This is a genomic window from Rhodospirillum sp. A1_3_36 (assembly GCF_047263945.1).
Classification (GTDB): Bacteria; Pseudomonadota; Alphaproteobacteria; order Rhodospirillales; family Rhodospirillaceae; genus Rhodospirillum.
Window position 1 is genome coordinate 372,401 of the sequence record NZ_JBLAVB010000002.1, and the last position, 25,869, is coordinate 398,269.

At 58.1% G+C, this 25,869-nt stretch carries 26 protein-coding genes; 11 read left to right on the top strand and 15 right to left on the bottom strand.

The genetic code is table 11. The annotated features are described in order from the left end of the window. Positions 1-78: 78 nt before the first annotated feature. From ACLIRY_RS06165 to ACLIRY_RS06205, 9 genes are all read right to left on the bottom strand, one after another. Positions 79-1,674: a polysaccharide biosynthesis protein gene (locus ACLIRY_RS06165; protein ID WP_413204481.1), complete on the bottom strand. Its 1,596-nt coding sequence runs from the start codon at positions 1,672-1,674 to the stop codon at positions 79-81. Between the two features lie 421 nt (positions 1,675-2,095). Then, positions 2,096-2,971, bottom strand: a complete 876-nt coding sequence (locus ACLIRY_RS06170) for an SDR family oxidoreductase (protein ID WP_413204482.1) — start codon at positions 2,969-2,971, stop codon at positions 2,096-2,098. Then, complete coding sequence (locus ACLIRY_RS06175; RefSeq protein ID WP_413204483.1) at positions 2,968-4,020, bottom strand: MraY family glycosyltransferase; 1,053 nt, start codon at positions 4,018-4,020, stop codon at positions 2,968-2,970. Before ACLIRY_RS06175 ends, ACLIRY_RS06170 begins: the two co-directional genes overlap by 4 nt. Further along, positions 4,017-5,192 (bottom strand): glycosyltransferase family 4 protein, encoded by a 1,176-nt coding sequence (locus tag ACLIRY_RS06180; RefSeq protein ID WP_413204484.1) that lies wholly within the window; start codon positions 5,190-5,192, stop codon positions 4,017-4,019. Before ACLIRY_RS06180 ends, ACLIRY_RS06175 begins: the two co-directional genes overlap by 4 nt. Continuing rightward, complete coding sequence (locus ACLIRY_RS06185) at positions 5,189-6,496, bottom strand: RsmB/NOP family class I SAM-dependent RNA methyltransferase (protein ID WP_413204485.1); 1,308 nt, start codon at positions 6,494-6,496, stop codon at positions 5,189-5,191. The genes ACLIRY_RS06180 and ACLIRY_RS06185 overlap by 4 nt, the downstream gene beginning before the upstream one ends. Before the next feature lie 136 nt (positions 6,497-6,632). Next, a complete protein-coding gene (locus tag ACLIRY_RS06190) occupies positions 6,633-7,481 on the bottom strand; it encodes an FkbM family methyltransferase (RefSeq protein WP_413204486.1) in 849 nt (282 codons plus the stop codon). 437 nt (positions 7,482-7,918) lie between these two features. Beyond that, positions 7,919-9,016 carry a TRAP transporter substrate-binding protein DctP gene (gene dctP, locus ACLIRY_RS06195; protein ID WP_413204487.1) on the bottom strand — a complete coding sequence of 366 codons (1,098 nt, stop codon included), beginning with the start codon at positions 9,014-9,016 and terminating at the stop codon, positions 7,919-7,921. Between the two features lie 17 nt (positions 9,017-9,033). After that, complete coding sequence (locus tag ACLIRY_RS06200) at positions 9,034-10,365, bottom strand: TRAP transporter large permease (RefSeq protein WP_413204488.1); 1,332 nt, start codon at positions 10,363-10,365, stop codon at positions 9,034-9,036. Continuing rightward, positions 10,352-10,858: a TRAP transporter small permease subunit gene (locus tag ACLIRY_RS06205; protein WP_413204489.1), complete on the bottom strand. Its 507-nt coding sequence runs from the start codon at positions 10,856-10,858 to the stop codon at positions 10,352-10,354. The genes ACLIRY_RS06200 and ACLIRY_RS06205 overlap by 14 nt, the downstream gene beginning before the upstream one ends. A 478-nt stretch (positions 10,859-11,336) precedes the next feature. On the opposite strand from ACLIRY_RS06205, the gene ACLIRY_RS06210 reads away from it, so the two are divergent. Continuing rightward, on the top strand, positions 11,337-12,344 hold the full coding sequence (locus ACLIRY_RS06210; RefSeq protein WP_413204490.1) for an NAD-dependent epimerase: 1,008 nt from the start codon (positions 11,337-11,339) through the stop codon (positions 12,342-12,344). Positions 12,345-12,855: 511 nt separating this feature from the next. On the opposite strand, the gene ACLIRY_RS06215 is transcribed toward ACLIRY_RS06210, so the two are convergent. From ACLIRY_RS06215 to ACLIRY_RS06225, 3 genes are all read right to left on the bottom strand, one after another. Beyond that, complete coding sequence (locus ACLIRY_RS06215; protein WP_413204491.1) at positions 12,856-13,308, bottom strand: thermonuclease family protein; 453 nt, start codon at positions 13,306-13,308, stop codon at positions 12,856-12,858. A 408-nt stretch (positions 13,309-13,716) separates the two neighbouring features. Continuing rightward, a complete protein-coding gene (locus ACLIRY_RS06220) occupies positions 13,717-14,559 on the bottom strand; it encodes an EamA family transporter (protein WP_413204492.1) in 843 nt (280 codons plus the stop codon). A gap of 50 nt (positions 14,560-14,609) precedes the next feature. After that, the gene (locus ACLIRY_RS06225; protein ID WP_413204493.1) at positions 14,610-14,804 is read right to left on the bottom strand and encodes a DUF1674 domain-containing protein; all 195 of its coding nucleotides are present in this window, start codon (positions 14,802-14,804) and stop codon (positions 14,610-14,612) included. Positions 14,805-14,923: 119 nt separating this feature from the next. Between ACLIRY_RS06225 and htpX the strand changes: the two genes are divergently transcribed. From htpX to ACLIRY_RS06250, 5 genes are all read left to right on the top strand, one after another. After that, positions 14,924-15,805: a zinc metalloprotease HtpX gene (gene htpX, locus ACLIRY_RS06230; RefSeq protein ID WP_413204494.1), complete on the top strand. Its 882-nt coding sequence runs from the start codon at positions 14,924-14,926 to the stop codon at positions 15,803-15,805. Next, positions 15,802-16,428, top strand: coding sequence for a hypothetical protein (locus tag ACLIRY_RS06235; protein ID WP_413204495.1), 627 nt, complete (start codon positions 15,802-15,804; stop codon positions 16,426-16,428). The genes htpX and ACLIRY_RS06235 overlap by 4 nt, the downstream gene beginning before the upstream one ends. Positions 16,429-16,695: 267 nt before the next feature. Then, positions 16,696-17,310 (top strand): hypothetical protein, encoded by a 615-nt coding sequence (locus tag ACLIRY_RS06240; protein ID WP_413204496.1) that lies wholly within the window; start codon positions 16,696-16,698, stop codon positions 17,308-17,310. Beyond that, positions 17,307-17,777: a colicin E3/pyocin S6 family cytotoxin gene (locus tag ACLIRY_RS06245; RefSeq protein WP_413204497.1), complete on the top strand. Its 471-nt coding sequence runs from the start codon at positions 17,307-17,309 to the stop codon at positions 17,775-17,777. Before ACLIRY_RS06240 ends, ACLIRY_RS06245 begins: the two co-directional genes overlap by 4 nt. 11 nt (positions 17,778-17,788) lie before the next feature. Beyond that, on the top strand, positions 17,789-18,028 hold the full coding sequence (locus tag ACLIRY_RS06250; protein WP_413204498.1) for a hypothetical protein: 240 nt from the start codon (positions 17,789-17,791) through the stop codon (positions 18,026-18,028). A 321-nt stretch (positions 18,029-18,349) separates the two neighbouring features. Here ACLIRY_RS06250 and grpE read toward each other — a convergent pair whose 3' ends face one another. Both grpE and hrcA read right to left on the bottom strand, forming a co-directional pair. Next, entirely contained in the window at positions 18,350-19,006 is a 657-nt protein-coding gene (gene grpE / locus ACLIRY_RS06255) for a nucleotide exchange factor GrpE (protein WP_413204499.1), read from the bottom strand. 46 nt (positions 19,007-19,052) lie between these two features. Continuing rightward, positions 19,053-20,111, bottom strand: coding sequence for a heat-inducible transcriptional repressor HrcA (hrcA, locus tag ACLIRY_RS06260; protein ID WP_413204500.1), 1,059 nt, complete (start codon positions 20,109-20,111; stop codon positions 19,053-19,055). A gap of 199 nt (positions 20,112-20,310) precedes the next feature. On the opposite strand from hrcA, the gene rph reads away from it, so the two are divergent. From rph to ACLIRY_RS06280, 4 genes are all read left to right on the top strand, one after another. Further along, positions 20,311-21,033 carry a ribonuclease PH gene (rph, locus tag ACLIRY_RS06265; RefSeq protein WP_413204501.1) on the top strand — a complete coding sequence of 241 codons (723 nt, stop codon included), beginning with the start codon at positions 20,311-20,313 and terminating at the stop codon, positions 21,031-21,033. A gap of 24 nt (positions 21,034-21,057) precedes the next feature. Next, positions 21,058-21,657, top strand: coding sequence for an RdgB/HAM1 family non-canonical purine NTP pyrophosphatase (gene rdgB, locus ACLIRY_RS06270; RefSeq protein ID WP_413204502.1), 600 nt, complete (start codon positions 21,058-21,060; stop codon positions 21,655-21,657). Between the two features lie 55 nt (positions 21,658-21,712). Next, positions 21,713-22,915 carry a radical SAM family heme chaperone HemW gene (gene hemW, locus ACLIRY_RS06275; protein ID WP_413204503.1) on the top strand — a complete coding sequence of 401 codons (1,203 nt, stop codon included), beginning with the start codon at positions 21,713-21,715 and terminating at the stop codon, positions 22,913-22,915. Positions 22,916-23,084: 169 nt separating this feature from the next. Beyond that, positions 23,085-23,585 carry an N-acetyltransferase family protein gene (locus tag ACLIRY_RS06280; protein WP_413204504.1) on the top strand — a complete coding sequence of 167 codons (501 nt, stop codon included), beginning with the start codon at positions 23,085-23,087 and terminating at the stop codon, positions 23,583-23,585. Between the two features lie 159 nt (positions 23,586-23,744). On the opposite strand, the gene ACLIRY_RS06285 is transcribed toward ACLIRY_RS06280, so the two are convergent. After that, a complete protein-coding gene (locus tag ACLIRY_RS06285; protein WP_413204505.1) occupies positions 23,745-24,452 on the bottom strand; it encodes a response regulator transcription factor in 708 nt (235 codons plus the stop codon). 325 nt (positions 24,453-24,777) lie between these two features. Between ACLIRY_RS06285 and ribA the strand changes: the two genes are divergently transcribed. Further along, positions 24,778-25,860 carry a GTP cyclohydrolase II gene (gene ribA, locus ACLIRY_RS06290; RefSeq protein ID WP_413204781.1) on the top strand — a complete coding sequence of 361 codons (1,083 nt, stop codon included), beginning with the start codon at positions 24,778-24,780 and terminating at the stop codon, positions 25,858-25,860. Positions 25,861-25,869 lie beyond the last annotated feature (9 nt).

Genomic DNA, 25,869 nt, shown 5'->3' on the forward strand with positions numbered 1-25,869 from the left:
CTATAGCATGGCCCAATCTGTTTTGCACCCATCCGCTTAGAGGGAAACGGTTTCATCCGACGGGGGCTGATGACCGTTCTATTGAAACGGCGTTGCTTCCTCCCCCATTTCCTGTCCCCCCGGCGAGCAGTTCCGGAAGAATTCAGGGACCAGTCTTTCCAAGACACCAAATGCCGTTTTCAAGTCTGGACCCATGCAGGCCTCTTGCAGATTCTGAAAATGGCCTTCCAGGACCTCCAGATCCATAGCCCGGGGTTCCGCCACGAGAATTCCCTCGGTCGGAGTAGGCAAGGGCTTCTCCTTGCCGTGAAAGATCTCCTCATACAGCTTTTCGCCGGGGCGCAAGCCCGTGTAGGTGATTTTCACATCTTCATCGGGACGCATGCCCGCCAAACGGATCATCTGTTTAGCCAATTCGACGATTTTCACCGGCTTGCCCATGTCCAACACAAAGATGGACCCCCGATAGGTATCGGCCCGGGATCCCAGGGCCGCTGCCTGAAGGACCAACTCGACGGCCTCGCGGATGGTCATAAAATAGCGGGTGATCTCCGGATGTGTGACGGTCAGAGGACCACCCTTGGCAAGTTGTCGTTGAAACAGGGGCACAACGGATCCCGTAGAGCCGAGAACATTGCCGAACCGAACGGTCACAAAATGGGTTCCGGTAGACTTACCCTTTTCTTCCAAGTCCAGCGCCTGACACCAAGTTTCAGCCAATCGCTTAGCCGCACCCATGACATTGGTTGGATTGACGGCCTTGTCGGTGGAGATCAACACCATCGTCAGCACTCCATTGCGACGACAGGCATTGGCGACCACTCGGGTTCCCAGGGCGTTCGTCCGCAAACCTTCAAGGGGGTTCACCTCAACCATAGGAACATGCTTCAAGGCTGCAGCATGGAACACCAGTTCGGGCTTCTCCTCCACCATAATGGAGTTTATGCGCCCTTCGTCCCGCACATCGGCGATCAGGGCACGGCGAGACAGATTAGGAAAACGCTCGCCGATTTCCATGTCGATAGTGTACAGGACAAATTCTGAGCTATCGGCAAGCAGGAGGCGGCTCGGCTCCAGATCTGCGATCTGGCGGACCAATTCCGAACCGATGGAACCACCCGCACCGGTAATCAACACCCGTCGACCCCGGACCATCGTCATAACCGGGTCTCGGTCCAGCACCGTTTGGGGGCGACCCAACAGGTCTTCCAACGCGACCGGACGCACGACCACATTTTCCTTCAGGCCACTTTTCAATTCCGTCACCCGGGGCATCCGGGCAAGAGAGAGGCCGATGGCCGCGCAATCGTCCAACAGGGCCGCAACCAGGGTCGGATCCATATCGTCCTTGGTCAGAATCAGCTTATGCGGTTTCCGACCGCGGGCTTTAAGCAGATGAACGACGGAGTCCAGTTGCTCCAAGGTTCCCAGGACCTCCTGTCCTCGAATCCTTCGCCCCACGCGGCTTTCATTTTCTGCGACGATGCCAACAGGGACATAGGGAGTGGTGCGATCCTGGGAGACGGACCGCAAGAACATCTCGCAGGCATCTCCGGCCCCAACGAGCAACACGGGAATGGTACCGCTGTCGAGTTGATAGGCTTGGCGGCGCAGTTCAAATTTCCGATCCTTTAAGAATCGGTAGAGAAAGCGTGGCCCACCCAGTAGAGCCATTAACACAAACCAATTGATAAACAGAATAGACCGGGGAAGGTATTCCATCCGGCCAAGTAAAAATGTCGTTGCAAGCAACAGAACCAACGCCAAAACGACGCCTCGGAAAATGGCGATCAAATCCTCCAAAGATGCATAACGCCAAATACCAATGTACATACGTTGAGTATAAAACGCTATAGCAGCACATACTACAAATATACAAGAAGGTATTAAAAGTTCTTTTATTGTATAAAATGCACCAATATGATTTCCTAACCTTAAATACATCGAAATAGGTATAGACAAAAATGCCATTACAAGGTCGTGAAGAAAGACCAGCCAAGCCCTAGCAGGAATATTTGAAAAACGCACACTTCTTTTTTTTTGAGAATTTCCAAAAATTCTCTTAATACCTTCCACGTAATTGAATTTTCGATAATCACTCATATTTAATCCCTTCCTGTTCATTGGAGAGCTGAAGAGCCTCAATGAAATCCAAAGGATTTACCCCCAGTTCGGCACGCATACGCCCGATATCGAAACATTTGTCCTCCTGTAGGCGCAATATCTCTTCTCGAGACATGCGAGGACCGAAACGTATCATGGCAAGTACATGGCGTAGGGCCAGAAGCAGAGGGATAGGGAGGGGTATGATAAGAATGCGTCGTCCTTCTGTCTTAGCAACGGCATGCACCAGATCGCGATAGGACAAGGCAGATCGTCCGGCAATGATAATTGGTCCGGTAACGTTCGGGTTATCCAGGCAAGCAAGCACACTCCGAACCACGTCAGAGGTGTGAATGGGCTGCATGAGTGCCTTTCCACCACCAGGCAGAGGCAGAATGGGGCTCCGACGGACAAGTTGACGGATACGCTGAATATTGTCTTCGCCGTTAAAGCCATGGATCATGGTAGACTGAAGCATGACCCAAGATAGTCTACTTGCTTTTAAAGATTTTTCACCATTGGCCACAAGGTTGACAGTGGGATCGGGAACCCGGGAAAAAGCGCGGGTCGAGCCCATTTGAATGAGTCTGATTCCAGAATCGTTGCTTACCTTCAGAATCTGGTCAACGAAGCGAGCATGAACACAAGATATGATGATTCGGGCATCTTTTAGGGCAGCTCTAGTGGAATTCCCATCCATCAAATCACATTGACGCTGCGTTTCTCCAGCCACGGGCGGACCCAATTTGGTCGGATCGCGGGACAAACTTACCAAACGTCTTCCCCGCTCAAGCAGACGTTGACGAACCTCTCCCCCAATGCCACTCGTAGCACCGATCAGAAAAACGGGTTCAACGATCTCGCTCATAATCTTTTCTTTCGTTGTACTCGTGAGAATGTGACGAAGACGGCCATCACTACGAAAAAAGCCAAGGTAAAACAAACCCACATTGGAATTGTGCCCAAAGTCCACAAAACGACCAATCCGGTCAAGACAATGTTTACTCCAGCTATAGTCAAGGACACTTGGTCATGGGTCCATCCTGGTTCCCCAGGGGTCCGGCGAGTCGCTTGTTGGTAAAAATGTGTCCTGTGAGCTTGCCAAATCTTCTCTCCTTTTAGGAGGCGACGAACCAAAGTAATGGTCGCATCAGCCCAATAATAGGCTGGCAGGATCACGGCAGCGACGACATATCCTTGGGCCGCCAGAGCCACCAACAGAGCACCGAGCAGATAACCGAGGGGAATGCTCCCGGAATCGCCAAGAAATACCTTGGCCGGACACCAGTTCCAGAACAGGAAGCCCAGGGCAGCCCCCGCCAGGATGGGCGCGGGCACGGCCCAGCCTTTATCCAGGCCGCCGACCAGGGTCACGAGAGTAATCCCCAGGCCCAGAGAAATGGTCTCCACCCCTGTAATACCGTCAATGCCGTCCATAAAGTTGAACAGATTCACGAACCAGACCCACCCGAAAAAAGCGATCGGCACCCCCACCCAAGGAGACAACACCCCCCCCATGCCCAGCTCCGCCGTTCCCTCTGGCAAAGCCATAAGGCCCAGGGCCACGCAAAGAAGCTGGACAACAAACCGCGCGCCGACCCCCAGGTTCCAAAGGTCATCCATAAAGGACAGCGCGAGCAGGGTGCAGGCCCCGGCGAGCAGCATCCAAGGACCCCATCCCTCCGGTCCTGCGAGAAGCCATGCCAAGCCGATCAGGGGAAGCGCCACCGCCATGACCGCCAGCCCTCCACCCCGAGGAGTCGGGATATGGTGGCTGGATCGGGCGTTGGGAGTATCCAGAACAGCCCGGGCAATTAACTCGCGGATCAAACCTCCCGTAGCCATGGCCGACAAAGGGACAGCCAACAGGGCAAGGATCAGGACGACCATCAGATCGGACAGGTCGGACTGCGTCATGGGCTCGTCCTTCCCTCGAGGAGGGTGGTGCGGTAGAGGGCGACCGTCTGAGCGCCAATGGCCTCTGCCGAGAAACCGTCAATAACCCTGGCGCGGGCCGCAGCACCCATTCTGACCCGGGTCTCAGCGTCGGTGGCGAGTGCCGCCATGGCCTCGGCAAGGGGCTCAACGGAGCGCGGGGGAACCAGGATCCCTGTCTCGCCATCGACCACGAAGTCCCGGCAGCCCGGGGCATCGGTGGTGACGCAGGGCCTTCCTGCGGCAGCGGCTTCCAAGAGGGCCTTCGGCAGGCCTTCCCGATAAAACGTGGGTAGGACGGCAACATGGGACTCTCGCCAAAGAGCTGGGATGTCGTCGCGGTGGCCCCACCATTCGAGCAGACCTTCTGTCTGCCAGGCGCGCAGGGTAGCCTCGTCCAAGGTGGCCGGATTGCCCGCATCGGGCTCTCCCACCAGGGCAAGACGGAAGGGAACTCCCCGTTCCTTTAACAGCCGTGCAGCCCCAGCCAATTCGCGAAGACCTTTGTCGGCGAGCATCCGACCGACGTAGACGAAGAGGGGGGGACCCTCTGGCTCCGGGGCAAGAGGAAACAGATCCACATCCACACCGGATCCGGGAATCAGAGCGATCCGGTCAGCGGAAACGATGCCCTGGTCAACAAAAAATGCGCGGTCATCGGTGTTCTGTACCATCAACATCCGCTTCCGCTGGTTGAACAGAATGCGGAAGAGAGGGGTAAAGACAGCCCGCAGGCACCGCGCCTTAAAGCTGTCGGACACGTAAATGTAGCCCAGTCCGGCAACGGTGGTGACCACAGCCGGGGTTCCAGCCACCAGAGCGCCAAGGCTCCCATGGACTGCGGGTTTGATGGCCACGTTATGGAGCAGATCAGGCTTCTCCCGACGCAACAGGGCGATGACCTTGGCCAACAGGACCAGCTCCTCGAAGGGATTGACCCCTTGGCGGTTCCATGGCAGGGGGAGGACACGGAAACCCTCGGCCTCGATCCGGGCGCGGTGCTCGTGCACTCGGCAGGCGACGGAGACTTGGAACCCGGCGTCCCGGGCAGCCCGGGCCATGGGGCGGCGATGCCGCCAGAAGGCCCAGTCCTCAGTGACCAGAAACAGCACATGAAGACCCGGACCAGGGGTGGATTTAAGCGGTGTTGTCATGATGTTTTCACCAGTCGGGCCATGTAGAAGCCGTCGAGCCCACCCTTGTCGTCCAGGTGGAACGGGAATAGCCGCACGTCACCCACGGAGGTGAGCATCCCCGTTTCCAGGCCTGCCTCTCCAGCCTTTATCGGCTGGCGCGTGAGATCCCCATGGCGGACAAGGGCTGCAGCCACCTGGGGCTCCCCTTCCTCGGCCTGAAGGGAACAAACACAATAAACCAGCGTACCGCCAGGTTTAAGCAGCCGGTGTGCGGCATCCAACAGACCCGATTGGGTGGCGGCGAGTGCCTTGGCGTCGTCGGGATTCTTCAGCCAGGGTGCATCCGGATGACGACGGAAAGTGCCGGTGGCCGTGCAGGGCGCATCGACGAGAACCGCGTCAAAGGTCCCGGGCTCGATCTCTCCCGCCCAGTGGAGAGCATCGACGGCCAAAACCTCCACCTGATCGGCGAGACCTACCCGCTCCAAGTTCTCGTAAACGCGACCGAGGCGACTTTCTGAACGGTCCACAGCAGTAACCCGGGCACCCGCAGCGGCCAGTTGCAGGGTCTTCCCCCCGGGCGCAGCGCAAAGGTCTGCGACACGCAGCTCGGGTGCGAGGGGCAACAGCCGGGCAGGGATGGCTGCGGCAGCGTCTTGAATCCACCACCGACCCTCCTCAAACCCGGGCAAGTCGAGGACATGCGTTCCGGCTGGCAGGCGCACGGATCCGACGGCCAGGGCCTCTCCCCCGGTCAAATCGGCCAAAGCGCTGGGATCACCATCCCGGGGAGTAAGGTCCAGCGGCGCTTCCCGCCCGCAGGCCCGGGCAATCCGGGCCGCAATCTCTTCGCCGTAGTCGGAAACCCAGCTTTGGCCAATCCAGCGCGGCAGGTCAGCGAAGGGGGCGTCCAGGGCGTTCAGCCGAGCCATACCATCCTTTGAGACCTTGCGCAGCACGGCGTTGATCAACCCCGCATAAGGGGTCATGCGCCGGGCTTTGGCCAGGGACACTGCAGTGCCCACGGCCGCATGGGGTGGCGTGTCGAGAAAAAGCATCTGGGCGGCACCCAGGCGCAGAATATGTTTGGCGTCCTTGGCCTTATTGGGGAGCGGGCGATCCAGGAAGGACTTGACGACCTTTTCCAACCGGGCCATGCGGCGCAGGGTGGTGGCGGCAATCATATGGGCGAACGCCCGGTCGCGAGGGGCGAGGCCCTTACAAGCGGTACCCATGGCATCCTCCAGCGTCCGTCCCATGTCGAGGACGGCGATAAGAAGATCAAGGGCGGCGGCGCGGGTGGCGGTGGCAGAATCCATCATGCCGGGGTTTGTACGCCGACGGTCAGCGCCAATCAATTGGGTTCGAGCGTCTTTGACACAACAACGACGATAAAGGGAGGTCCCAAAGGACCCCAAGGAGCGATCTGGCGGGCCTCTCCCTTTCCCAACTGCGGGATTACCTCCGCTGCAAAAAGGCCATGAACGTCTCCGCCTCTCGGGTGCCGTTCACCAGATCATAGTGGCCTAAGACCTGATGAGACAGGTCTGGAGAGCGAAGAACGAGGCAAGACAGGAGAGCATAAGCCAGCAATTGGTCATTCGACAGGGCATCCAGTTCCATCCAGTCACGGACATAAATGGCATCTGCCCAGAGCACTTGGCGCAAGGGTCGGTTGATGTCATCACCAACCACCATGGGCTTAAAGGCTCGCCCGGCAAGGCCGTTCGCGAAACAATGGAACTGGAACCCCTGGGATCGGAGGAAGCAATCCACGTCGGCGAAAAGGGGCTGTCCTTTGTAGAGCTCCACAAATTCCACTTCCACCTGAACAACCAGGGTGCTCCGCAGCAAAGAAACCGCATTTTCCAGGACACGCAGTTCCGCGCCCTGGACGTCGAGCTTGATGAATTCCGCTCGGGGAATTTCCTGCAGGTCGTCAAGGCGGACGGTCTCCACTTGATGCTCCGCCTTGGGGATCATCACCTCACTAAGGTTCTGGAATTTCTCGACTAGAGCCGTGTTGGGTGGATAAAGGGACCCGGTTGGAGGCCAGACGGTTTCATAGAAAGTGGCCTTTCGCCCATCCCCGACGAAATAGGGGTAGTAGACCCGCTTGCCTTCCTTTTTATCGTTTAAGGTCGCGCAGGCCGTCTCATCGGGCTCGAAGCCGATGAGACGGGCAAAACCAGAAGAGACTAGGGATTCATAGCTCGGTTTCTCCCCGACCTCGGCAGCGCCCACATCCACAATCGTGATCTCGAAATCCGGACCCAAGCGGCTAAAAAACAAGTCTTCCACGGTCATAGGACGCTTCCTTCGGTCCACTACATTGCAACTGCACGAAATGGGATAGAGAGAGAAAAGCGGTCAGGACTTTGGGCCGACCCATCTTCGCTGACAGATCGCCCCAGGAGCCTACAAAAGGATGGTGAGGGATAATAGCCTCAAATGAAGACCGGAGGTTTAAGAAACACCCCGGATAGGTCTTTCTCTTCCTCACCGGCAGCCTTCCCCACTTGACAAACCAAGTATCACGACAGTGTCTTATATTTTTTGGGCGATTGCCCAAGCCCATTTGGGGGCCAATGCCCCCAAACCCCCCTTTTTTTATTCCGGGGTCTCGGGCCTTTCAGCCCCGTGACGGGAAAACACCCCCCGATCCTGTACCCTTCAGGCATGAAATAAAAACCCCCGAAGGACCGATCCTCCGGGGGTTTTCCTTGGGGTGGAAAGGCTCCAACTTACTGCTTGTCGGCGCATTCCTGGATCTTGGCCAGATCCGGACCGTTCGGGTTGCGACCCAAGCCGAAGGGCTGGGAGGCCGCGCGCCAATCCTTATAGTCCGCCAAATAGGCCAGCTGGCTGGCATAAACCTTGGCGGTCAACGGGTCAGCACAGGCGCTTTCGGTAATCACTTCGTTGGAAACCTGCTGAATCTCGGCCAGGGTCTTGTCATCCATGCGGGTGATTTCGATGCCTTTGGCTGCAAAATCTCGGGTCGCCTGGGAGGACAGCTTCTCAAAGGTCGCCAGACCCCAGGTCATGGTGGCCTGCGCAGCGATCTCCAACTTTTCCTTGGTCTCGTCGGACAGGGCGTCGTAGGCCGCCTTGTTGATCATCACACCGAAGACTGAGGCGGACTGGTGCCACCCCGGGGTCGACCATGCCTTGGAGACCTGATCGAAACCAGCGGTCAGATCCACGTTCGGCGTGGAGAACTCGGCGCCGTCAATCACGCCGCGTTCCATGGCCTGATAGATTTCCTGGCCGGCCATGGACACCTGATTGCCACCCAAACGCTCCAGAACCTTGCCCTGATCCAGGCCAGACAGGCGCAAACGCTTACCCTTCAGGTCTTCCTTCGTCTTGATCGGCGTCTGAGTCCGGAAACCGGATTCATCGCTGGTCACGGCATAGGGAATATAAACCATGCCAAACTTGCCGTAGACCTCCTTGTACAGGTCCTCACCACCCCAAGCCGTGATCCAGTTCATGTAATCCACGGCGTTGAACAGACTGGTATGGGTGGCCAGCGGCGAGAAAGCCGGGCTACGGCCCGCCCAATAACCGGGCCAGTCGGCGCCAGCCTGGATGTCACCGGACTGGACGGCACCGAAAACTTCACCGGATGGCACCAGGGTGCCCCCCTCGAAGAAATCGATGTGCAGCTCGTCGCCAGCCAGCTTGTTCACCAGCTCCACCCAGTGCTTATCGAACTCGATCAGCGCCAAAGAAGAGGTCCAAGTAGAGGTCATGGTCCATTTCTCAGTGGCAAAGGCCGGAGCCGCCAGAACACTGATGGAAACAGCCCCAAGCAGGGTCTTGGTAAACATATTCATTAGGAAACCTCCCTTTTTTATTTAGTATACAATTGATCGGGCATCCAGGTGACCAACTCTGGGAAGAAGGCCACGGCCAGCACCATAAGGATGATCAGCCCGATAAACGGCACAACGCCCATGATGATCTGTCCGGTTCGCACTTCAGGGGGCGCGATGGCACGCAGATAGAAAAGCGCATACCCAAATGGTGGGGTCAGGAACGAGGTCTGCAGGACAACCGCCATCAGAACAACGAACCACAGCAGATTGACCCCCATTTCCTGAACGATCGGCAGGAAGATGGGGAAGGACAGCAGAACGATACCGGTCCAGTCCAAGAAGGCGCCCAAGATAAAAACGATCACCATCATCACCGTGATCAGCGCCCAGGCGGGCATATCCAGACCCCGAATGATGTCCTGGACCGCACCCAGGCCCCCACTGATGTTGAAGACGCCGGTGAAGGCCGTGGCGCCCACCACAATGAACAGGATCATTGCCGAGGTCCTCGCGGTTTCCCGCAGGGCGCCGAAGAACGTCCGCCATTCGAACTTGCCACGGACGATGACAATGGCGAGGGACAGGAAGGCGCCGATGGCAGAAGCCTCCGTCGCCGTTGCGATACCGGCCAGCAGGCTCCCGAGAATACCCAGAATCAGGACCAATGGCGGAACCGCTTCAAGACCCAGCATTTTCCACAGTTGGACACGGGAATGCTCACCCACTTCCTCGGCCCGGGCCGCAGGGGCCATATCGGGACGGAAGACGGCCACCAGCGCCACATAAACCGCATAGGTCAAACCCAGGGCCACACCGGGGACCATCGCTCCGGCGAACAACTGACCGACGGACAGTGGGCTGTAACTGGCCATCAAGATGAGCATAATCGAGGGCGGAATGAGAATACCCAGGCTTCCCGAGGCGGCGATCACACCCGTGGTCAGAGTTGGGCTGTAGCGGTACTGCAGCATGGGCCGCAGGGCGATCACGCCCATTACGGTGATGGAGGCACCGATAATCCCCGTGGTGGCGGCCAACAGGATAGAGATGAACACCACCGCAAGCGCCAGACCTCCCCGAACCCGGGCCAACATCAAACGAAGGGATTCGAACATTTTGTCCGTCACCCCAGAATCCGACAGGAAGCGGGCCATAAGGACAAAAAGCGGAATGGCAATCAGGGTGTAGTTGTCAAGGACATCGCCGAAGATCCGGCTAACGATAATACCCAAAACCCGTTCGCCGGGCCCCAACAGGGCACCAATGACGGCGGTCCCACCCAGCACGAAAGCGAGAGGGTGGCCCATGAACAAGCCCACCACCAGCAGGCCGAACATGACGAGAGCAATAAGCTCAGGACTCAGCATTCTCGCTCTCCATGTCCACGTTCATGATCAATTTCAATACTTGAGCCAAGCCCTGAAGTAAAAGCAGAACCGCCGCAACGGCCATGGCGATCTTCAGGGGATAAACGGGAATCTGGACCGCTCCGTATGTTGATTCCGACGAATTCCAGGAGCGCATGGCAAAATCAAAGGCTTTGGTGGTAAACACCCAAGCAAAAGGAAAGAAAAATATTGGATAGGCGAGAACTTCCACCCAACGACGCACTGTCGGAGAAAGCTTTTCAAGCAGCAAGTCGACGCGGACATGAGACCCATGCCTCAATGCATATCCACCCAGCATTACGAAATAAAATCCGTAAAGCATTTTGGAAATGTCAAACGCCCACCGCGATGGCTCGTTAAAAGCGTATCGCATGACAACGTCATAAATAATGATGCTGGCGAATAGGACTGCCACGATGGATAAAACGCGGCCAACAACCTCATTCAGCCCGTCGATCAGACGGATGAACATTTGAATACCTCCCCATGAGTCTCGGCATTTTTCATTTTTTTTGCCGACTTCCAGAAATATCGAAAACATATTCCGGATAGTGCGATCACCTTAATCGAGTATACAATGCAGCGCTATGCGCAAAAACCGCATAGGGGGGGTGCTGATCCGCACGGGCTTGAAAACAGGATGCCTTTCCCACGCCCCCCTAAAGGGGCCCGCCTTTTGCGCTCCTTCTCTTGCCCGGTCCCACGGGGACACGACAGGGGATGTTTTCCCGTCACGGGGCTTTGTCCCGTCCCTCACCGGGGCCGAAAGGCCCCGGACCCCGGGCTAAAAAAATGGGGATTTGGGGGCATTTTCTCCCAGACGGGCTTGGGCAATCGCCCAAAAGATATGTGACACTGTCGTGTACCGTGGCCCGCTCCTTTTCAATATCTGCTTGTTCGCCTATACAGGGCCTCCGTCTTCCCCAATCCCTTACCCTGGGAATTCCACCATGAAGGTTCTCGTCACCGGCTCCGCCGGGTTTATCGGCAACCATGTGGCCTTGCGCCTGCTGTCGGAAGGCCACGCCGTCGTGGGCCTGGATAATTTCACGCCCTATTACGACGTCTCGCTGAAGGAAGCCCGGGCCGCCCGACTGACTCCCTTTGCGGATTACGTCGAAGAACGGGTGGATCTGGCCGACGAACCTGCCGTCCGCGCTGTCTTTGACCGCCACCGACCCGACCGGGTGGTGCATCTGGCCGCCCAGGCAGGGGTGCGCTACAGCCTGGAAAACCCCCGCGCCTACGTGGATTCCAACCTAATCGGTACGTTCTCTATTCTGGAGGGATGCCGGGCGACGGCGGTGGAGCATTTGGTATTCGCCTCGACCAGCTCCGTCTATGGGGCGAACCGAGAGCAACCCTTCAGCGAGCATCACCCCGCTGATCACCCGCTAACCTTCTATGCCGCCACCAAACGGGCGACGGAGATGATGGCCCATTCCTACGCCAATATCTACGACCTGCCCTGTACGGCCCTGCGCTTTTTCACCGTGTATGGCCCCTGGGGCCGCCCGGATATGGCCCTGTTCCTGTTCGCCGAAGCCATGATGAAGGGGGACCCCATCAAGGTCTTTAACCATGGGGAGATGATCCGGGATTTCACCTATATTGATGATATCGTCGATGGGATTCTGAAATCCTTGAATTACATTCCTGCCGCTGTGCCCCACGACAAGCCTGTCCCCGACCCGGCCACCAGCCCCGTCGGTCCCTTCCAGGTCTTCAATATCGGCAACACCCGACCGATCAAGTTAATGCACTACATTGAACTGCTCGAGGACTCTCTCGGCATCAAAGCCAAAAAAGACATGCTTCCCATGCAATTGGGGGATGTTCCGGGAACCTGGGCGGATGTGAGCTTGCTGTCCAACGCCACGGGTTACATGCCAAAAACCTCCGTCGAGGACGGGGTCCGGAACTTCGTCGCTTGGTACAGGGATTTTTACGGAAAATAGAAGGCCTTCGAACAGCGATCAGGGTGATCCAAGCATCACTGGCCGTCACAGGCACAGCCAGGAGGCTTACTGCAGCTTTTGTCCCGCTTGATACAGCTATTCCCACATGCCTTACCTTTGCGGCATGTCTTGCAACAGGCTTGGGCGATCAAGGGACCCTCCGTTTGCCCCCTCCCCATTCGGGAGAGCCAGGAATCCATCTCCTGTACGGTGGGCATGACCACGGGCGCCTCGGAAGCCATCTGCATGTCCGCCGCTGACGCGATGGACCAAACCCCACCCCAAAGGAAAGCCGCCAGCAGCCAAGCCAAGAGGCAGACGGGCCATCCCCACTTCGCGTCCACAGTACACGACAGTGTCTCGTGTTTTTTGGGCAAATGCCTCCAAACCCCCCTTTTTCTTTTACAAATAAGAGCTTGGGGTCTGGGGCCTTTCGGCCCCAGTGGGGGACGGGGCAAAGTCCCGTGACGGGAAAGCACTCCCTGTCGTGTACCGGGCTCTACGTCACACTTCATCCGCCAACACACCAAGATTGGCGAGTCTTCCCGTCATACAACCGGGCCAGCCCTTCAGAAACCAGGACCTGGGACAAGTCTCGACCGTCAGGCATGGCCACATTCGCCACGACCCGACCGGCATATTTGCCCCGCTGCACCCCCAACAACAAGACGCGTGAGCCGTTCTCTGCCACCAAAGCGCGGACCCGATCCCGCGCAGCCTTGGCCTTGGCCTTTTCCTCTGGGCATTTCCCCCGGATTTCAGGGGTATCCACACCGTTCAGACGGACGGAGGTCAGCACCACCTGATCAGGCCAAATGGCGGCCAAAACCTTCATGGTATCGCCGTCATAAACGGATTGAACCTCGGCCTGCACCGGGCCGGAAATGACGCCGGTCTCTACGTCGGCGATCGCACCCGCATGCGTTTCGGAAACCCTGGTCGGGCCGAAGACGACCAAACCCATCGCGCAGAAAAACAATGAAGAGGAAAACCAAGCGGTTGCCATGGGACAGCACACACCAATAGAGAGCAACAGGAGTTCAACAACCCCTATTCTAGCACTCGTGTGCCGCGTTTCCACTTTTTTCGCTATCTGGCGTTGAAGCTACAGGCAGAGTGAGTCCCCGCCCTCCCGTTTATGGCGTTCTCCCCCCCTTTTCTCAGGACACGACAGTGTCTCGTCTTTTTTGGGCGAGTGCCCAAGGCCCTTTGGGGGCGATGCCCCCAAACCCCCATTTTTCTTTTAAAAAGAACAGCCTGGGGTCTGGGGCCTTTCGGCCCCAGTGGGGGACGGGGCAAAGCCCCGTGACGGGAAAGGACCAACTGTCGTGTACCATGCCCCCTTTCCGCTTCCGCTCGATGCTCTAAAGCCTCACAAAGTCTTCAAAAGAACCGCTCCCAGGGCGATCAGCCCACCGGCGGCGAGGCGCCAGGGACCGGCCCGTTCTTTGAGAACCAAGACGGACAGCAGGAGGGCAAAAAGGATACTGGTTTCCCGGAGGGCTGCGACCATCCCCATAGGCGCTTGGGTCATGGCCCAAATCACCGTCCAATAGGCACCCAGGGACAGGGCTCCGCCGCCCAAACCGGCGGGAAGAGCCGGTCCCAGGGCACGAATTCCGGCCCAACCCCGGACGCCCAGGTAAATCACCGCAGCGCAGACCCCATCCAGGGCAAACAACCACAGGGCATACCCATGGGGGGATCCCGCCAGACGCCCTCCCAGGCCATCGGTGACCGTATAGCCCGCGATGAACGCCGAAGTCAGCAGGGCGGCAAGAACGGACCGGCGATCCGGCAAACCTGTTCCCCCTCCGCGCCTGGCCATGAGCCAAACACCGGAAACAAGGACCAGGATCCCCACCAACGGACCCGGATCCAAGGGCTCCCCAAGAACCAACAACCCGGCGAGAGTCACCATCAGCGGCGCCCCACCCCGGGCCAGGGGATAGACCTGCCCAAAGTCACCGGTCCGATAGGCCGCAATCAAACCCAGGTTGTACCCTTGGTGCAAGGCGACCGAGACCGCCAGATAGGGCCAGGACGCCGGATCCGGTGTCGGAAAGAAGGGCAGCAGGATAAAGCTCGCAACCCCACCGGCCATGGCGATGAGAAGAATCGCAGCAAAGCCATCCAGCCCAACCTTGGCCACAGCGTTCCAGGCGGCATGCAGCAGGGCGGCACCAAGAACCGCGGCGAAGACGAAGGGAGACACCGGGCGAAGACCTGTCCTGGAAAAGCCGCGGGAGAACGGCGATGGATCGTTTAAAAGTCGCTACAGCGACCGTTGCGTTCCCAATCGTTGTAGCGGGTCGGTTCCGGACCCCGGGGTCCCCCGATTTCCTTTACCTCCTCCTTTGGTATTTCCTCCTTTGGGGACGTGGAGGTCTCGGTGGATTTGGTATCCGGTGCCTTGGCGGGCTCACCCGGGATGGGTGTATTGGCTGATTTTTCGGTCATTGCTTTGATATGGGTCTTCCGACCCCCTCCATTCCAGTCTTGACGACCACTCTCCCCGGCTTATGTCAGGATCGGAACCTGTGGTCCATCATTCACTGGGGTTCATCGGGAGTCAGATCATGAGTTTCACCCGCGTTGCCTTGATGTTGGCCGCTATGACCGGATTGTTTCTCGCCGTCGGTTATCTGATTGGCGGCCAGGGAGGCATGGTCATTGCCCTTTTGATCGCCGGAGGCATGAACGTCTTCGCCTATTGGAATTCCGACAAGATGGTCCTGCGCATGCACAACGCGCGGGAAGTGGACGCCCGGACGGCACCCGACCTGTATGGTATCATCCGCCAGCTCACCCAGCGGGCCGGTATGCCCATGCCCAAGGTCTATGTGATCGATACCCCCCAGCCCAATGCCTTCGCCACGGGCCGCAATCCCGAGAACGCTGCGGTGGCCGCCACCACAGGCCTGATACGCATGCTCTCAACCGAGGAACTGGCTGGTGTCATGGCCCATGAGTTGGGCCATGTGCGGCACCGGGACACCCTGACCATGACCCTGACCGCCACCTTGGCAGGCGCCATCTCCATGTTGGCGAATTTCGCTTTCTTCTTCGGCGGCAGTCGGAACAACAACAATCCCCTGGGCTTTGTCGGGGTGATCCTGATGATGGTCCTGGCACCCATGGCGGCCATGCTGGTTCAAATGGCGATCTCGCGCACCGCCGAATACCGCGCCGACCGAACCGGAGCCGAGCTGTGCGGACACCCCCTTTGGCTGGCCAACGCGCTGGCCAAAATCGACCGGGGCGCCCGGGCCATCGAGAATCCCTCAGCCGAGCACAATCCGGCCACGGCCCATCTTTTCATCATCAATCCCCTGCACGGCAAGAAGATGGACAACCTCTTCACCACCCACCCGGCCACGGAGAACCGCATCGCCAAGCTGCGTGCACTGGCAGCCGAAATGGGACAGGCCCCCGCCACCCGACGCGGTCCCTGGGGGTGAGGCGTGAACACCCGACCTCGGATCCCTTCCGGGACCCCCTGGATTGGCTCCTCGCCGTCGGGTTCGCCGGGCTGATTGGCGTGTTTCTTGTCATGTTTTTCACAGAGCCCGCATTCTTTGACTGGGCTTTCGAACGCCATCAGAACCTCTTGTCCTGGGTCGCCCGTCCCCTCCTCGTCCTTCCGCTCTGTTACGCGGCCTGGCGCCGAAGTCTGGCGGGAGTCTTCGCCACCATCCTGGCGATCCTGACCTCCATGTTCTGGTTCCCGGTCCCCGACGCCCCTGTGGAGAAGGTCAGTGGCTTCCTGGCCATGGAACGGGCCTTTCTCACCCAGGGCTGGACCGGGCAAACCCTGTTCGGCGGGGCTGCGGTTCTGGCCTATACGGTGGCCCTGGTTGCCGCCTTCTGGCACCGCTCCTGGGGCCTTGGCTTTGCCGTCGCCGCCCTTGGCGCTCTCCTGAAAGGCGCCTGGAGCCTCTTGTTCAGTCCCAAAGCCGGAGACGCGGTCCTTCCTTTCGCCACTGGTGGCGTGATCGTTCTTGGCCTCACCATCCTGCTTCTGTCCCGAAGAACGTCAGGCAATCAACGAAACAGGTCAAAAAATGACACTCCCCATCCGTGAGGAGCTCCTGCACCACCGGAAGTCCGCCTGGGTGCTGGTCTGGAAAATTTATCTGATTTGATTAATACTCATTAACAATTAAAAGCTGTATTTTTATTTTTTTTGCACATCTCTCAATCTTTCAGTGCATCCTATCGTCTGATCTGGAACACTCCAAGGTCATTGGCAAACACCACCCTGTGACAACAGAGGACTTTTCCTCTGGGAGAGCTGTGATCATATGCCTCAAGCACAAGATAATGTAGATCTCAATTCAATGAGGAACACATGACTAAAAATAGATTATTCTTATCAATCTCTTCGTGCATTTTAATGATATTACTTAATATATCCATAATAAAACTAGCATCTGCAGAAGGTAGCCGAAGGTTTGATATTCACGTAGAGACAGATCACAATAAAATTGGGGGACAGCCCTGGGATGGTCCTGGTGCTATGCTAGCTGGTCCATTTCTTCCAGAAGTAAGTAGCCCACCAGATCTTGTTGCATGCACGTTTAATAAACAAGGGATTCTATCTTGTTTGACAAGCCCTAAGAGAGAAAATCGTTCTGCATGTCACAATTCTTTTGACTGTGACTGGTTTAATGTCCCTATTGAACCCGGCATCTTCGGAATTACTATTTTAGATTTGGACGTAAAACAAAATGATTTTGTAGATGCGGTGATCCTACTTGATCGGCGAGAGCAAAAGCACAGTCAAGAGGCGGACCGAATCGAGGCTACCATGCGGAGCTTCATCGCAGCCAATGCACCAGCCTTTACTGTCGGCGAAAAGGAGCGGCGGGAGCGACCGTTTCAACGCATCCTCCTACCGCTCTGCGAAGAAGACGCCTGCGTCTTGCGTCAATCCCGAATCTTTTTGGAGGAGGTCGATCCGTGAAACGGTTGATCCTTTTCCAAAAACCAGTTCGTGCGATGCTCTTAATTACCACGCTGCTGATTCAGATATTTGCCCTTAGTAACGCTTTTGCCTTTGGCAGACGTGCAGAGCGGGAAATTCCCCGCCGCGAACGCTCGGATTCCTCAAAAGGGTCGATTGAGCAGAGGCAACGGGAACATGATGCGCGCAAAGAACGTGGAAGAGATTCGAAATACCATAACTATTACAATCCACCGAAATCACTACCGGCCTTTCCGGATACGCATCGCGCCACTCCAAAAACTCGCAATGCAGCTGGGAAGTTACGCGCAAGATGGAAAGACTCTGACAGCAAAATATATGAATGGGATTACGAAAGTGGAGCGGTGGAACGCTATAATAGACGAGGGAAACATGAAGGAGAGTTTGATCATATTACAGGAAAAAGGACAAAAGATGCTGATCCTAGTCGATCTGTAGAGCCATAAGGAGAATAATCGTGGCTATAAAACGATACCTTCGTGGATTTTCTTACGATACAGAACGAGTGATAAAGGAAATAGACATATCTTATATTGATATCAACTCTTTGAAAGAGCTGTTTTCAGAAGATCATGACGACGATATATACGGAATGATCCCAATCACCGAAACTTTGTCGTCCGTGTTAACGCAAAAACACGGCGTTTCCCCTTTAGATCAAAATTTAGATTGGTACTTTGACAGTGAAATTGAATAGAACTTCCACTAATATTTTAAATTTATTTCCGATCTGAAAGGATCTCTTCGGTGTTTTTTCTACGCGATTGATGCCGTCTACACTTGAGTCCCAAGGTCTGGATATCGAATTCAGTTTTCGTTCGAAAAGTAACAGACCGGTTGGGATGGATAGATCCCCCACCCCAACCGGTCTTCTTTTCAAAACCAGTGGAAAAACCGGATCTCTAGAGCAAATCCTGAGTAATCTGGAACAGATTGCAACGACAATTTGCTTCAATATCAGAGGGTTAGAGCATGTCGCGTGAATCACATTTCACGCGACATGCTCTAAAAGTCTTCCTCAAACGGTGCGGTCGACGCCCACAGCACCGCCCTCTTCCGCTTCGACCTTGGCTTCACGCTTGGGGCCACCCCGGGAGACCATGACCATGGCCGGGCGCAACAGGCGGTCGTGGATCACATAGCCGTCCTGGAGCACCTGAACCACTGTCCCCGTGGGAACGGCAGTGTTTTCCACTTCCTGAACCGCCTGGTGGAAATTGGGATCAAAGGCCGCATCCTGGGCCTCGACCTTGCGCACCTGGTATTGGCTCAACGCATTTTCCAATTCCTTCGCCGTCATCTCGACGCCAACGGCCAGATTCTTGATCATGTCGTTGGTTTCCCGCGCCTCCAGCGGAGCCGCCATCAGGGCGCGGGTCAAGTTGTCGGCGACACCGAGCACCGCCCTGGCAAAATTCGACACCGCATACCGGGAATTATCCTCGATCCGCTTATCGGCCATGCGTTTGGCGTTCTGGGCCTCGGCCAGCGCACGGAGATAGTCTTCCTTCAGCTTGCGATTTTCCGCCTCCAGGGCGGCGATGCGAGCTTCCGGATCCTCAGCGCCATCCAGGTCCTCACCGAGGGTCTCCCCGGTCGGGGTTGCGGTATCCTCCCAGGACGGATCCTCGGACTCGGGTACCGGGTTTTCCTGCGTGTTGTTCTGCTGCGTCATGACGCGTTCCGTCTTTACCTTGGATTTTCTCGGGAAGACCGCCGCTTCAGCCGATCATGCGACTGATAACCTTGGAGGTGTAGTCCACCAACGGGATAATACGGCGGTAGTTGATCCGGGTGGGACCGATCACGCCAATGGCGCCGACGATCTCCTCCCGGCTATTCTGATAAGGGGCCACGATCATGGAGCAGCCAGAGACGGAAAACAACTCGTTCTCCGCTCCGATGAAGATCTGAATGCCCTCAGCTCCATTCACCATGTCCAAAATACGCAGGACCTGTTCCTTGGTTTCCAGGGTCTCGAACAGGCTGCGGATGCGTTCCAGGTCTTGCAGGGCCGTGACATCGGCCAACAGATGGCTTTGACCCCGCACGATCAGTTCGCCGCTCCGGTCGCCGCCGGACCAGGTGGCCATGCCGGTTGCCACCACCCGGGCGGCCAATTCGTCCATCTGGGTCCGGTGGTTATCCAGCTCCTCCTGGATTTCGTCCCGGGCTTCATCAAGGGTGCGGCCCGACAGGCGGGCATTCAGGTAGTTGGTGGCCTCGGCCAACGCGCTGGTGGGCAGGCCCTGGGGGACTTCCAGCACCCGGTTTTCCACCAAACCATTCTCGGTGACCATGATGACCATGGCCCGGCCCGGACCAAGGGGCACGAATTCGATATGTTTCAGGCCACTGTCCGTCTTGGGCGCCAACACCAGACCGGCGCACCGGGACAGGCCCGATAACATGGTCGTGGCTTCGTTCAACAGACTATCGACGCTTTTTCCTGCGCCCTGGACCTGCGCGTCGATCCGATCCCGCTCCATGGGATCAAGACCGCCCACTTCCAGCAGGCCATTGACGAACAGACGCAACCCCGCATCCGTTGGCATGCGCCCCGCCGAGGTATGGGGCGCATAGAGGAGGCCCTGCTCCTCAAGATCCGCCATCACATTCCGGATGGTGGCCGGGGAAAGCGAGACCGCCAAGCGCCGGGATAACGTCCGAGAGCCCACCGGTTCCCCGGTTTCCACATATGTCTCCACGATCTGGCCGAAGATCTTTCGAGACCGTTCGTCCAGCTCGGTGACGATAGGTCCGCGACCCGTCATCACCATGGCCTTATTTCTCCCAACGGTTTCAGGACAGTCTTCACCAAGGTAGGTCGCCCAGGGGTTCCGGTCAACGGCCCAACGCCTCTGCCTCCCCCGGATTCGACGGAAGTCGTCGATGAAGGACCAGGAAATGGTTTTTGATTTGCGCCGGTTTGCTCTAGAACACCGGTCAAATCCTGCAGGCCACCGAAAGAAAACCGTCATGAGACCTTCCGGACGCACCCCCGAGTCCACCCGGGCCATCTCCCTCGAGCCCGGCTTCTCCAAATATGCTGAAGGCTCTTGCCTGACCAAGTTTGGCGACACCCATGTGCTTTGCACGGCCAGCGTCGACGAACGGGTCCCCAGTTGGATGCGCAACAGTGGCAAGGGCTGGGTCACGGCGGAATACGGCATGCTGCCCCGCTCCACCCATTCCCGCACGGACCGGGAAGCCGCCCGGGGCAAGCAAAGTGGTCGCACCCAGGAAATCCAACGGCTGATCGGTCGGTCCCTGCGCTCGGTCACGGACCTGGCCAAGATGGGCGAGATGCAGATCAAGCTTGATTGTGACGTGATCCAGGCCGATGGCGGCACCCGCACCGCAGCCATCACCGGCGCCTGGGTGGCCCTCCACATGGCTTTCACCCACCTGAAAACCCTGGGCATCCTTAAGGAGATTCCCCTGACTGACCATGTGGCGGCTATTTCCTGCGGCCTGTACCAGGGAACCGCCGTGCTCGACCTGGATTATGCCGAAGACAGCAACGCCCAGGCCGATAGCAACTTCGTGCTCACGGGTCGGGGTGGCATCGTGGAAATCCAAGGTACCGCCGAGGAAGCCCCCTTTTCCCAGGCCCAGTTCATGGAGCTGCTGAGCTTGGCACAAAAAGGTGTCAGCGAATTGGTCGCGGCACAGAAGGCCGCCCTCGGCCTCGCCGATTGATCCGTTTGGGCAAGGGACTGACCCATGACGAGAAAACTCACCCAAGGCCCCCTGGTGGTGGCCAGCCATAACGCAGGCAAGGTGCGGGAGATCAACGCCCTGATCGCACCGTTCGGCCTGGAAGCCAAATCGGCAGGCGAATTGAACCTGCCCGAGCCGGAAGAAACCGGGACGACCTTCCAGGAGAACGCATTGATCAAGGCCCGCGCCGCCGCCGAAGCTTCGGGCCTGCCCGCACTCGCCGATGATTCCGGCTTGACGGTATCCGCCCTGGACGGCGCACCGGGCGTCTATTCCGCCCGCTGGGCCGGACCGGAAAAAGACTTCGGCAAAGCCATGGAAAAAATAAATACCCTGTTGACCGGGTCACCGGATCGCAGCGCCGCTTTCCTCTGCGTTCTGGCGCTTGCTTGGCCCGACGGTCATGTGGAAACGTTCGAGGGTCGGGTGGATGGCCTGCTGATTTGGCCCGCTCGGGGCGAGCATGGCTTCGGTTACGACCCCATATTCCAACCAGAAGGGCATACCGCCACTTTCGGCGAAATGGCGTCGGACGCCAAACAGGCGATCAGCCATCGGGCCCGCGCCTTCGCCAAAATGGTGGATGCCTGCCTAAAGCCATAACCCCGGGGGCGGTTCCGCCCGGGTCTTTTTTCTGGGAAAGGCGGAGTCCACCCCCATGGACGACCAAGACCATCAAATTTCGACCGTCACGCAAGGGGACGAAGGGTTCGGCCTGTATATCCACTGGCCGTTCTGCCTGTCCAAATGCCCGTACTGCGACTTCAATAGCCATGTCGTCGATACCATCGACCATGGTATCTGGTCCCAGGCCCTGATCACCGACTTGGAGACCCAGTCTGCACGGCTGGCCGGACAGGGTCGCATGCTCACCAGTATTTTCCTGGGCGGAGGAACGCCCTCCTTGATGGCCCCCAATACGGTCGCCGCCCTCATTGATCGGGCATCGGACCTCTGGCCCACGGCCCCAGACCTGGAAATTACCCTGGAGGCCAATCCGGGGACCGTCGACCGGGACCGCTTTCGGGATTTCAAGCTGGCCGGAGTGAATCGCCTGTCATTGGGGATCCAGTCCCTGGAGGATCGCGCCCTGCAATTCCTGGGTCGCGTTCACGATGCCAAATCCGCTTTGGCGGCCCTGGATACGGCGCGGAGCCTGTTCGACCGCTTCTCCTTCGACCTGATTTATGCCCGCCCCGGACAGACCCTGGACCATTGGGAAGCGGAACTGCGCCGAGCCCTGACCCTGGGATCGGACCACCTGTCCGTCTACCAATTGACCATAGAACAGGGCACCCGGTTTTTCGGCGCCTATTGCCGGGGAGACTTTACCCTACCCGACGAGGACGAAAGCGCCGACCTGTTCCTGCTCACCCGAGATATCCTGAGCGACGCGGGTCTTCCCGCCTATGAAGTCTCCAACCATGCCCGCCCGGGCCAGGAAAGCCGCCATAATCTCATTTATTGGCGGGGCGGGGATTACCTGGGCGTCGGACCGGGAGCCCATGGCCGCCTGCGGGTGGACGCCGACGGCTTCCGCGCCACCGTGGCCCACCGCCGCCCCGAATCCTGGCTTAAACGGGTCGAGGATACCGGGACGGGCCTGAAGGAGGAAAGCCACATTCCTCCACGCCACCGCGCCCAGGAAATGCTGATGATGGGTCTACGCCTGGCCGAAGGGGTGAGTGACGCCCGCATGCGCCGCCTGACCGGCCTGGGACTGGCTGACATCATCGACCGGGACGGCTTGTCCATGGCGCGGTCGGAAGGCCTGATTGAATGTGAAAAGGGCCAGCTGCGCGCGACCGATGCTGGCATCCCCACCCTGAACGCATTGACGGCAGCATTGATGGTCATTTAGATCAAACCACCCAAAATCGGAATCGACTTGAGGTGGTTTGATCTCGGAGCACTCTAGAATATCGCGTAGGCCGGAAAGCCGGTTGTCCGCTCTGTGTTCCCTTCGGCCCCCACTTTCCCGTTCGATATTCTCGTTCCGGTGACGCTGACTCGCTCAGAGGACTTGTTTCATGCTCTCCATTCGACCCGCGCAACCCAGTGACAAGGACACCCTGTGGCGGATTCTTGAGCCCGTGATCCGGGCGGGCGAGACCTATACCCTTCCACGTGACATGGATCGTGAGGAGGCCCTTTCCTATTGGATGGCACCGGACCGGCTCTGCTTCGTGGCAGAAGATCAGGAACGCGTGGTCGGCACATATGTATTGCGCGCCAATCAGACGGGAGGCGGCGCCCATGTGGCGAACTGCGGCTACATGACGGCGTCCGACGCCACCGGTCGTGGCGTGGCAAGAACCATGTGCGAGCATTCTCTGGAGATCGCGCGACAGGCCGGATTCCTGGCCATGCAATTCAATTTCGTGATCTCCAGCAATGATCGGGCGGTCCGACTATGGCGCCACCTTGGGTTCGAAATCGTTGGCCGCTTGCCGAATGCATTCCAGCACCCGAAACAAGGCTATGTCGATGCGTTCGTAATGTTTCGTAGCCTACAAGCCGATGAAGGATAGCATCCTGATAGACCAGAGTTCCTTCCGATTCAACCTCACAGTACACGCCCGTGTTTCGTCTTTTTTGGGCGATTGCCCAAACCCATTTGAGGGCATTTGCCCCCAGTGGGGCACGGGACAATACCCCCTGTCTTGTACCGTATTGAACCTGAAGGCCACCTACTCCCCACCATTCCCCCGGACCAGCCGATACCCCCCCTCCTCCGTCACCAAAATCGTGGCCTGGGAAGGATCGGGTTCCATCTTACGGCGGAGGCGGTAAATGTGGGTTTCCAGGGTGTGAGTTGTGACCTGGGCGCTGTACCCCCAGACTTCGTGGAGCAGAACATCCCGAGCTATCACCTTGTCCCCGGCCCGGTAGAGAAATTTCAGGATCCCCGTTTCCTTCTCGGTCAGGCGCACCTTTTTTTCCGTGGTCCGGTCCACCAGCATCTTGGTTGCAGGCTGAAACCGATAGGGTCCGATCAGGAAAACAGCGTCATCGCTTTGTTCGTGAAGACGCATCTGGGCCCGGACCCGGGCGAGGAGAACCCCCAGGCGGAAGGGCTTGGTCACGTAATCATTGGCTCCTGCCCCCAGACCCTGGATGGTGTCGTCATCCGTATCGGCGGCGGTGAGGATGATGATCGGCCCCCGAACCCCCGCGTCACGCATGGCGCGGCAGGTGTCGCGTCCATCCTCGTCCGGCAGACCCACATCCAGCAAGATCACGTCATAGTGGCCCGCGACAGCCAGTTTCAGAGCCTCGGCCCCGGAGGCCGCTTCATCGACACTGTCCAGATCGTCCTGGGCTCGCAATTGCTCGCCTAGGGATCGGCGGAGGAAATCATCGTCATCGACCAGGAGCAGACGCTTGCCGGATGTCATGGTTTGTTGCACTCTTCGTTTTCCGTTATTCTATGGATACCATTACCGGGCGCGCTTTGGTATAGGAACGGCAAATTCCCAGTTACGAAGCTTCCCGATCCATGATTGGCAATTCGTCTGGTTTGCCAAGGACCGACACCCCATATGGACGCCATCGGATACTTCCTTCGAGTTCGAAGGAGGGGTGAGAACTTTTTTTATCGAACATGTTGGATATCCCGTGACTGAAGACACCCGTTCCCCCGTCTCTCCCCTCTCTCCGGGGTCCAATCCAAATGATCATTCCAATCAGGAATCAGGCCAGAGTCTTGGCCAGGATCCCGGCATCCTGGCCCGCGTCGACCGGGGCTTGGCGGAATTGCGTCTCGGTGCGCCCGTTTCCATTCGGGGAAAAAACAGCCATCTCCTGGCTCTGGCTGCAGAATCCGTCTCCCCAGCCACCCTCGGCGATCTGGCACACCGCGCCACTGGCCCAGCCCGGGTTCTCTTGACAGGTCGCCGCGCCACCGTCCTCGGCTTGACGGAAGCCGGACCGGATCCGGTCGCCTTGACCCTGGCAGACGCCCCGACACCGGAGTTGGTCAGCCGCCTTGCCGATCCCTGCCTGGACCTGGAAGGCCCCCTGCCCGCCATCACCGAAGTGACCCCCCTGCGCATGAACTCTGCCGCAGCAGCGGCGGTCACCCTGGCCAAGCTGGCCCGGCTGCTGCCGGCCGCCCTGGTCGTCGATCTGGATCCGGCCCAGGACCTCACCACATTGACGCCCCCAACCCTGTCCCTTTCCTCCCGGGACATTCTGGACTACCAGATTGCGGCGGCGCGCTCCCTGCGCAAGGTCAGCGAGGCCCGGGTGCCCCTGAACGGAGCGGAAGATACCCGGATTATCGCCTTCCGCCCTTCCGACGGGGGCACGGAACATTTGGCGATCCTGGTGGGAACACCCGATCCGGACCAACCGGTCCTGGCCCGACTGCATTCCGAATGCTTCACCGGCGACCTGCTGGGCTCCCTGCGATGCGATTGCGGGGATCAATTGCGTGGCGCCATTGACGCCATCGCCGCCCAGGGGAGCGGCGTCCTGCTCTATCTGGCCCAGGAAGGCCGGGGTATCGGCCTTGTGAACAAGCTGCGGGCCTACCAACTCCAGGACCAGGGTTTTGATACCCTTGATGCCAATGGACAGTTAGGGTTTGACGACGACGAGCGGATTTACCTGCCTGCGGCGGAAATCCTGCGCCTGTTGGGACTGAGCAAAGTCCGACTTCTGACCAACAATCCCCTGAAAGTCGAAGCCCTCGCCCGCCATGGGGTCGAGGTGGTGGAGCGGGTCCCCCATATCTACGAGCCCAATCCCCACAATCTCCGGTATCTGCAAACCAAGGCTCGAAAAGGCGGCCACTTGTTTTGATTCAGGAAA

Coding starts and splice junctions, on each gene's coding strand:
- ACLIRY_RS06190 (WP_413204486.1), bottom strand. CDS start 7,481: ATGACCGTGGAAGACTTGTTTTTTAGCCGCTTGGGTCCGGATTTCGAG.
- ACLIRY_RS06175 (WP_413204483.1), bottom strand. CDS start 4,020: ATGACGCAGTCCGACCTGTCCGATCTGATGGTCGTCCTGATCCTTGCC.
- htpX (WP_413204494.1), top strand. CDS start 14,924: ATGAGTTTCACCCGCGTTGCCTTGATGTTGGCCGCTATGACCGGATTG.
- ACLIRY_RS06185 (WP_413204485.1), bottom strand. CDS start 6,496: ATGATGGATTCTGCCACCGCCACCCGCGCCGCCGCCCTTGATCTTCTT.
- ACLIRY_RS06225 (WP_413204493.1), bottom strand. CDS start 14,804: ATGACCGAAAAATCAGCCAATACACCCATCCCGGGTGAGCCCGCCAAG.
- ACLIRY_RS06200 (WP_413204488.1), bottom strand. CDS start 10,365: ATGCTGAGTCCTGAGCTTATTGCTCTCGTCATGTTCGGCCTGCTGGTG.
- rph (WP_413204501.1), top strand. CDS start 20,311: ATGAGACCTTCCGGACGCACCCCCGAGTCCACCCGGGCCATCTCCCTC.
- ACLIRY_RS06170 (WP_413204482.1), bottom strand. CDS start 2,971: ATGAGCGAGATCGTTGAACCCGTTTTTCTGATCGGTGCTACGAGTGGC.
- ACLIRY_RS06280 (WP_413204504.1), top strand. CDS start 23,085: ATGCTCTCCATTCGACCCGCGCAACCCAGTGACAAGGACACCCTGTGG.
- ACLIRY_RS06240 (WP_413204496.1), top strand. CDS start 16,696: ATGACTAAAAATAGATTATTCTTATCAATCTCTTCGTGCATTTTAATG.
- ACLIRY_RS06205 (WP_413204489.1), bottom strand. CDS start 10,858: ATGTTCATCCGTCTGATCGACGGGCTGAATGAGGTTGTTGGCCGCGTT.
- grpE (WP_413204499.1), bottom strand. CDS start 19,006: ATGACGCAGCAGAACAACACGCAGGAAAACCCGGTACCCGAGTCCGAG.
- ACLIRY_RS06180 (WP_413204484.1), bottom strand. CDS start 5,192: ATGACAACACCGCTTAAATCCACCCCTGGTCCGGGTCTTCATGTGCTG.
- ACLIRY_RS06165 (WP_413204481.1), bottom strand. CDS start 1,674: ATGGCTCTACTGGGTGGGCCACGCTTTCTCTACCGATTCTTAAAGGAT.
- dctP (WP_413204487.1), bottom strand. CDS start 9,016: ATGAATATGTTTACCAAGACCCTGCTTGGGGCTGTTTCCATCAGTGTT.
- ACLIRY_RS06210 (WP_413204490.1), top strand. CDS start 11,337: ATGAAGGTTCTCGTCACCGGCTCCGCCGGGTTTATCGGCAACCATGTG.
- ACLIRY_RS06285 (WP_413204505.1), bottom strand. CDS start 24,452: ATGACATCCGGCAAGCGTCTGCTCCTGGTCGATGACGATGATTTCCTC.
- hemW (WP_413204503.1), top strand. CDS start 21,713: ATGGACGACCAAGACCATCAAATTTCGACCGTCACGCAAGGGGACGAA.
- ACLIRY_RS06215 (WP_413204491.1), bottom strand. CDS start 13,308: ATGGGTTTGGTCGTCTTCGGCCCGACCAGGGTTTCCGAAACGCATGCG.
- rdgB (WP_413204502.1), top strand. CDS start 21,058: ATGACGAGAAAACTCACCCAAGGCCCCCTGGTGGTGGCCAGCCATAAC.
- hrcA (WP_413204500.1), bottom strand. CDS start 20,111: ATGGTGATGACGGGTCGCGGACCTATCGTCACCGAGCTGGACGAACGG.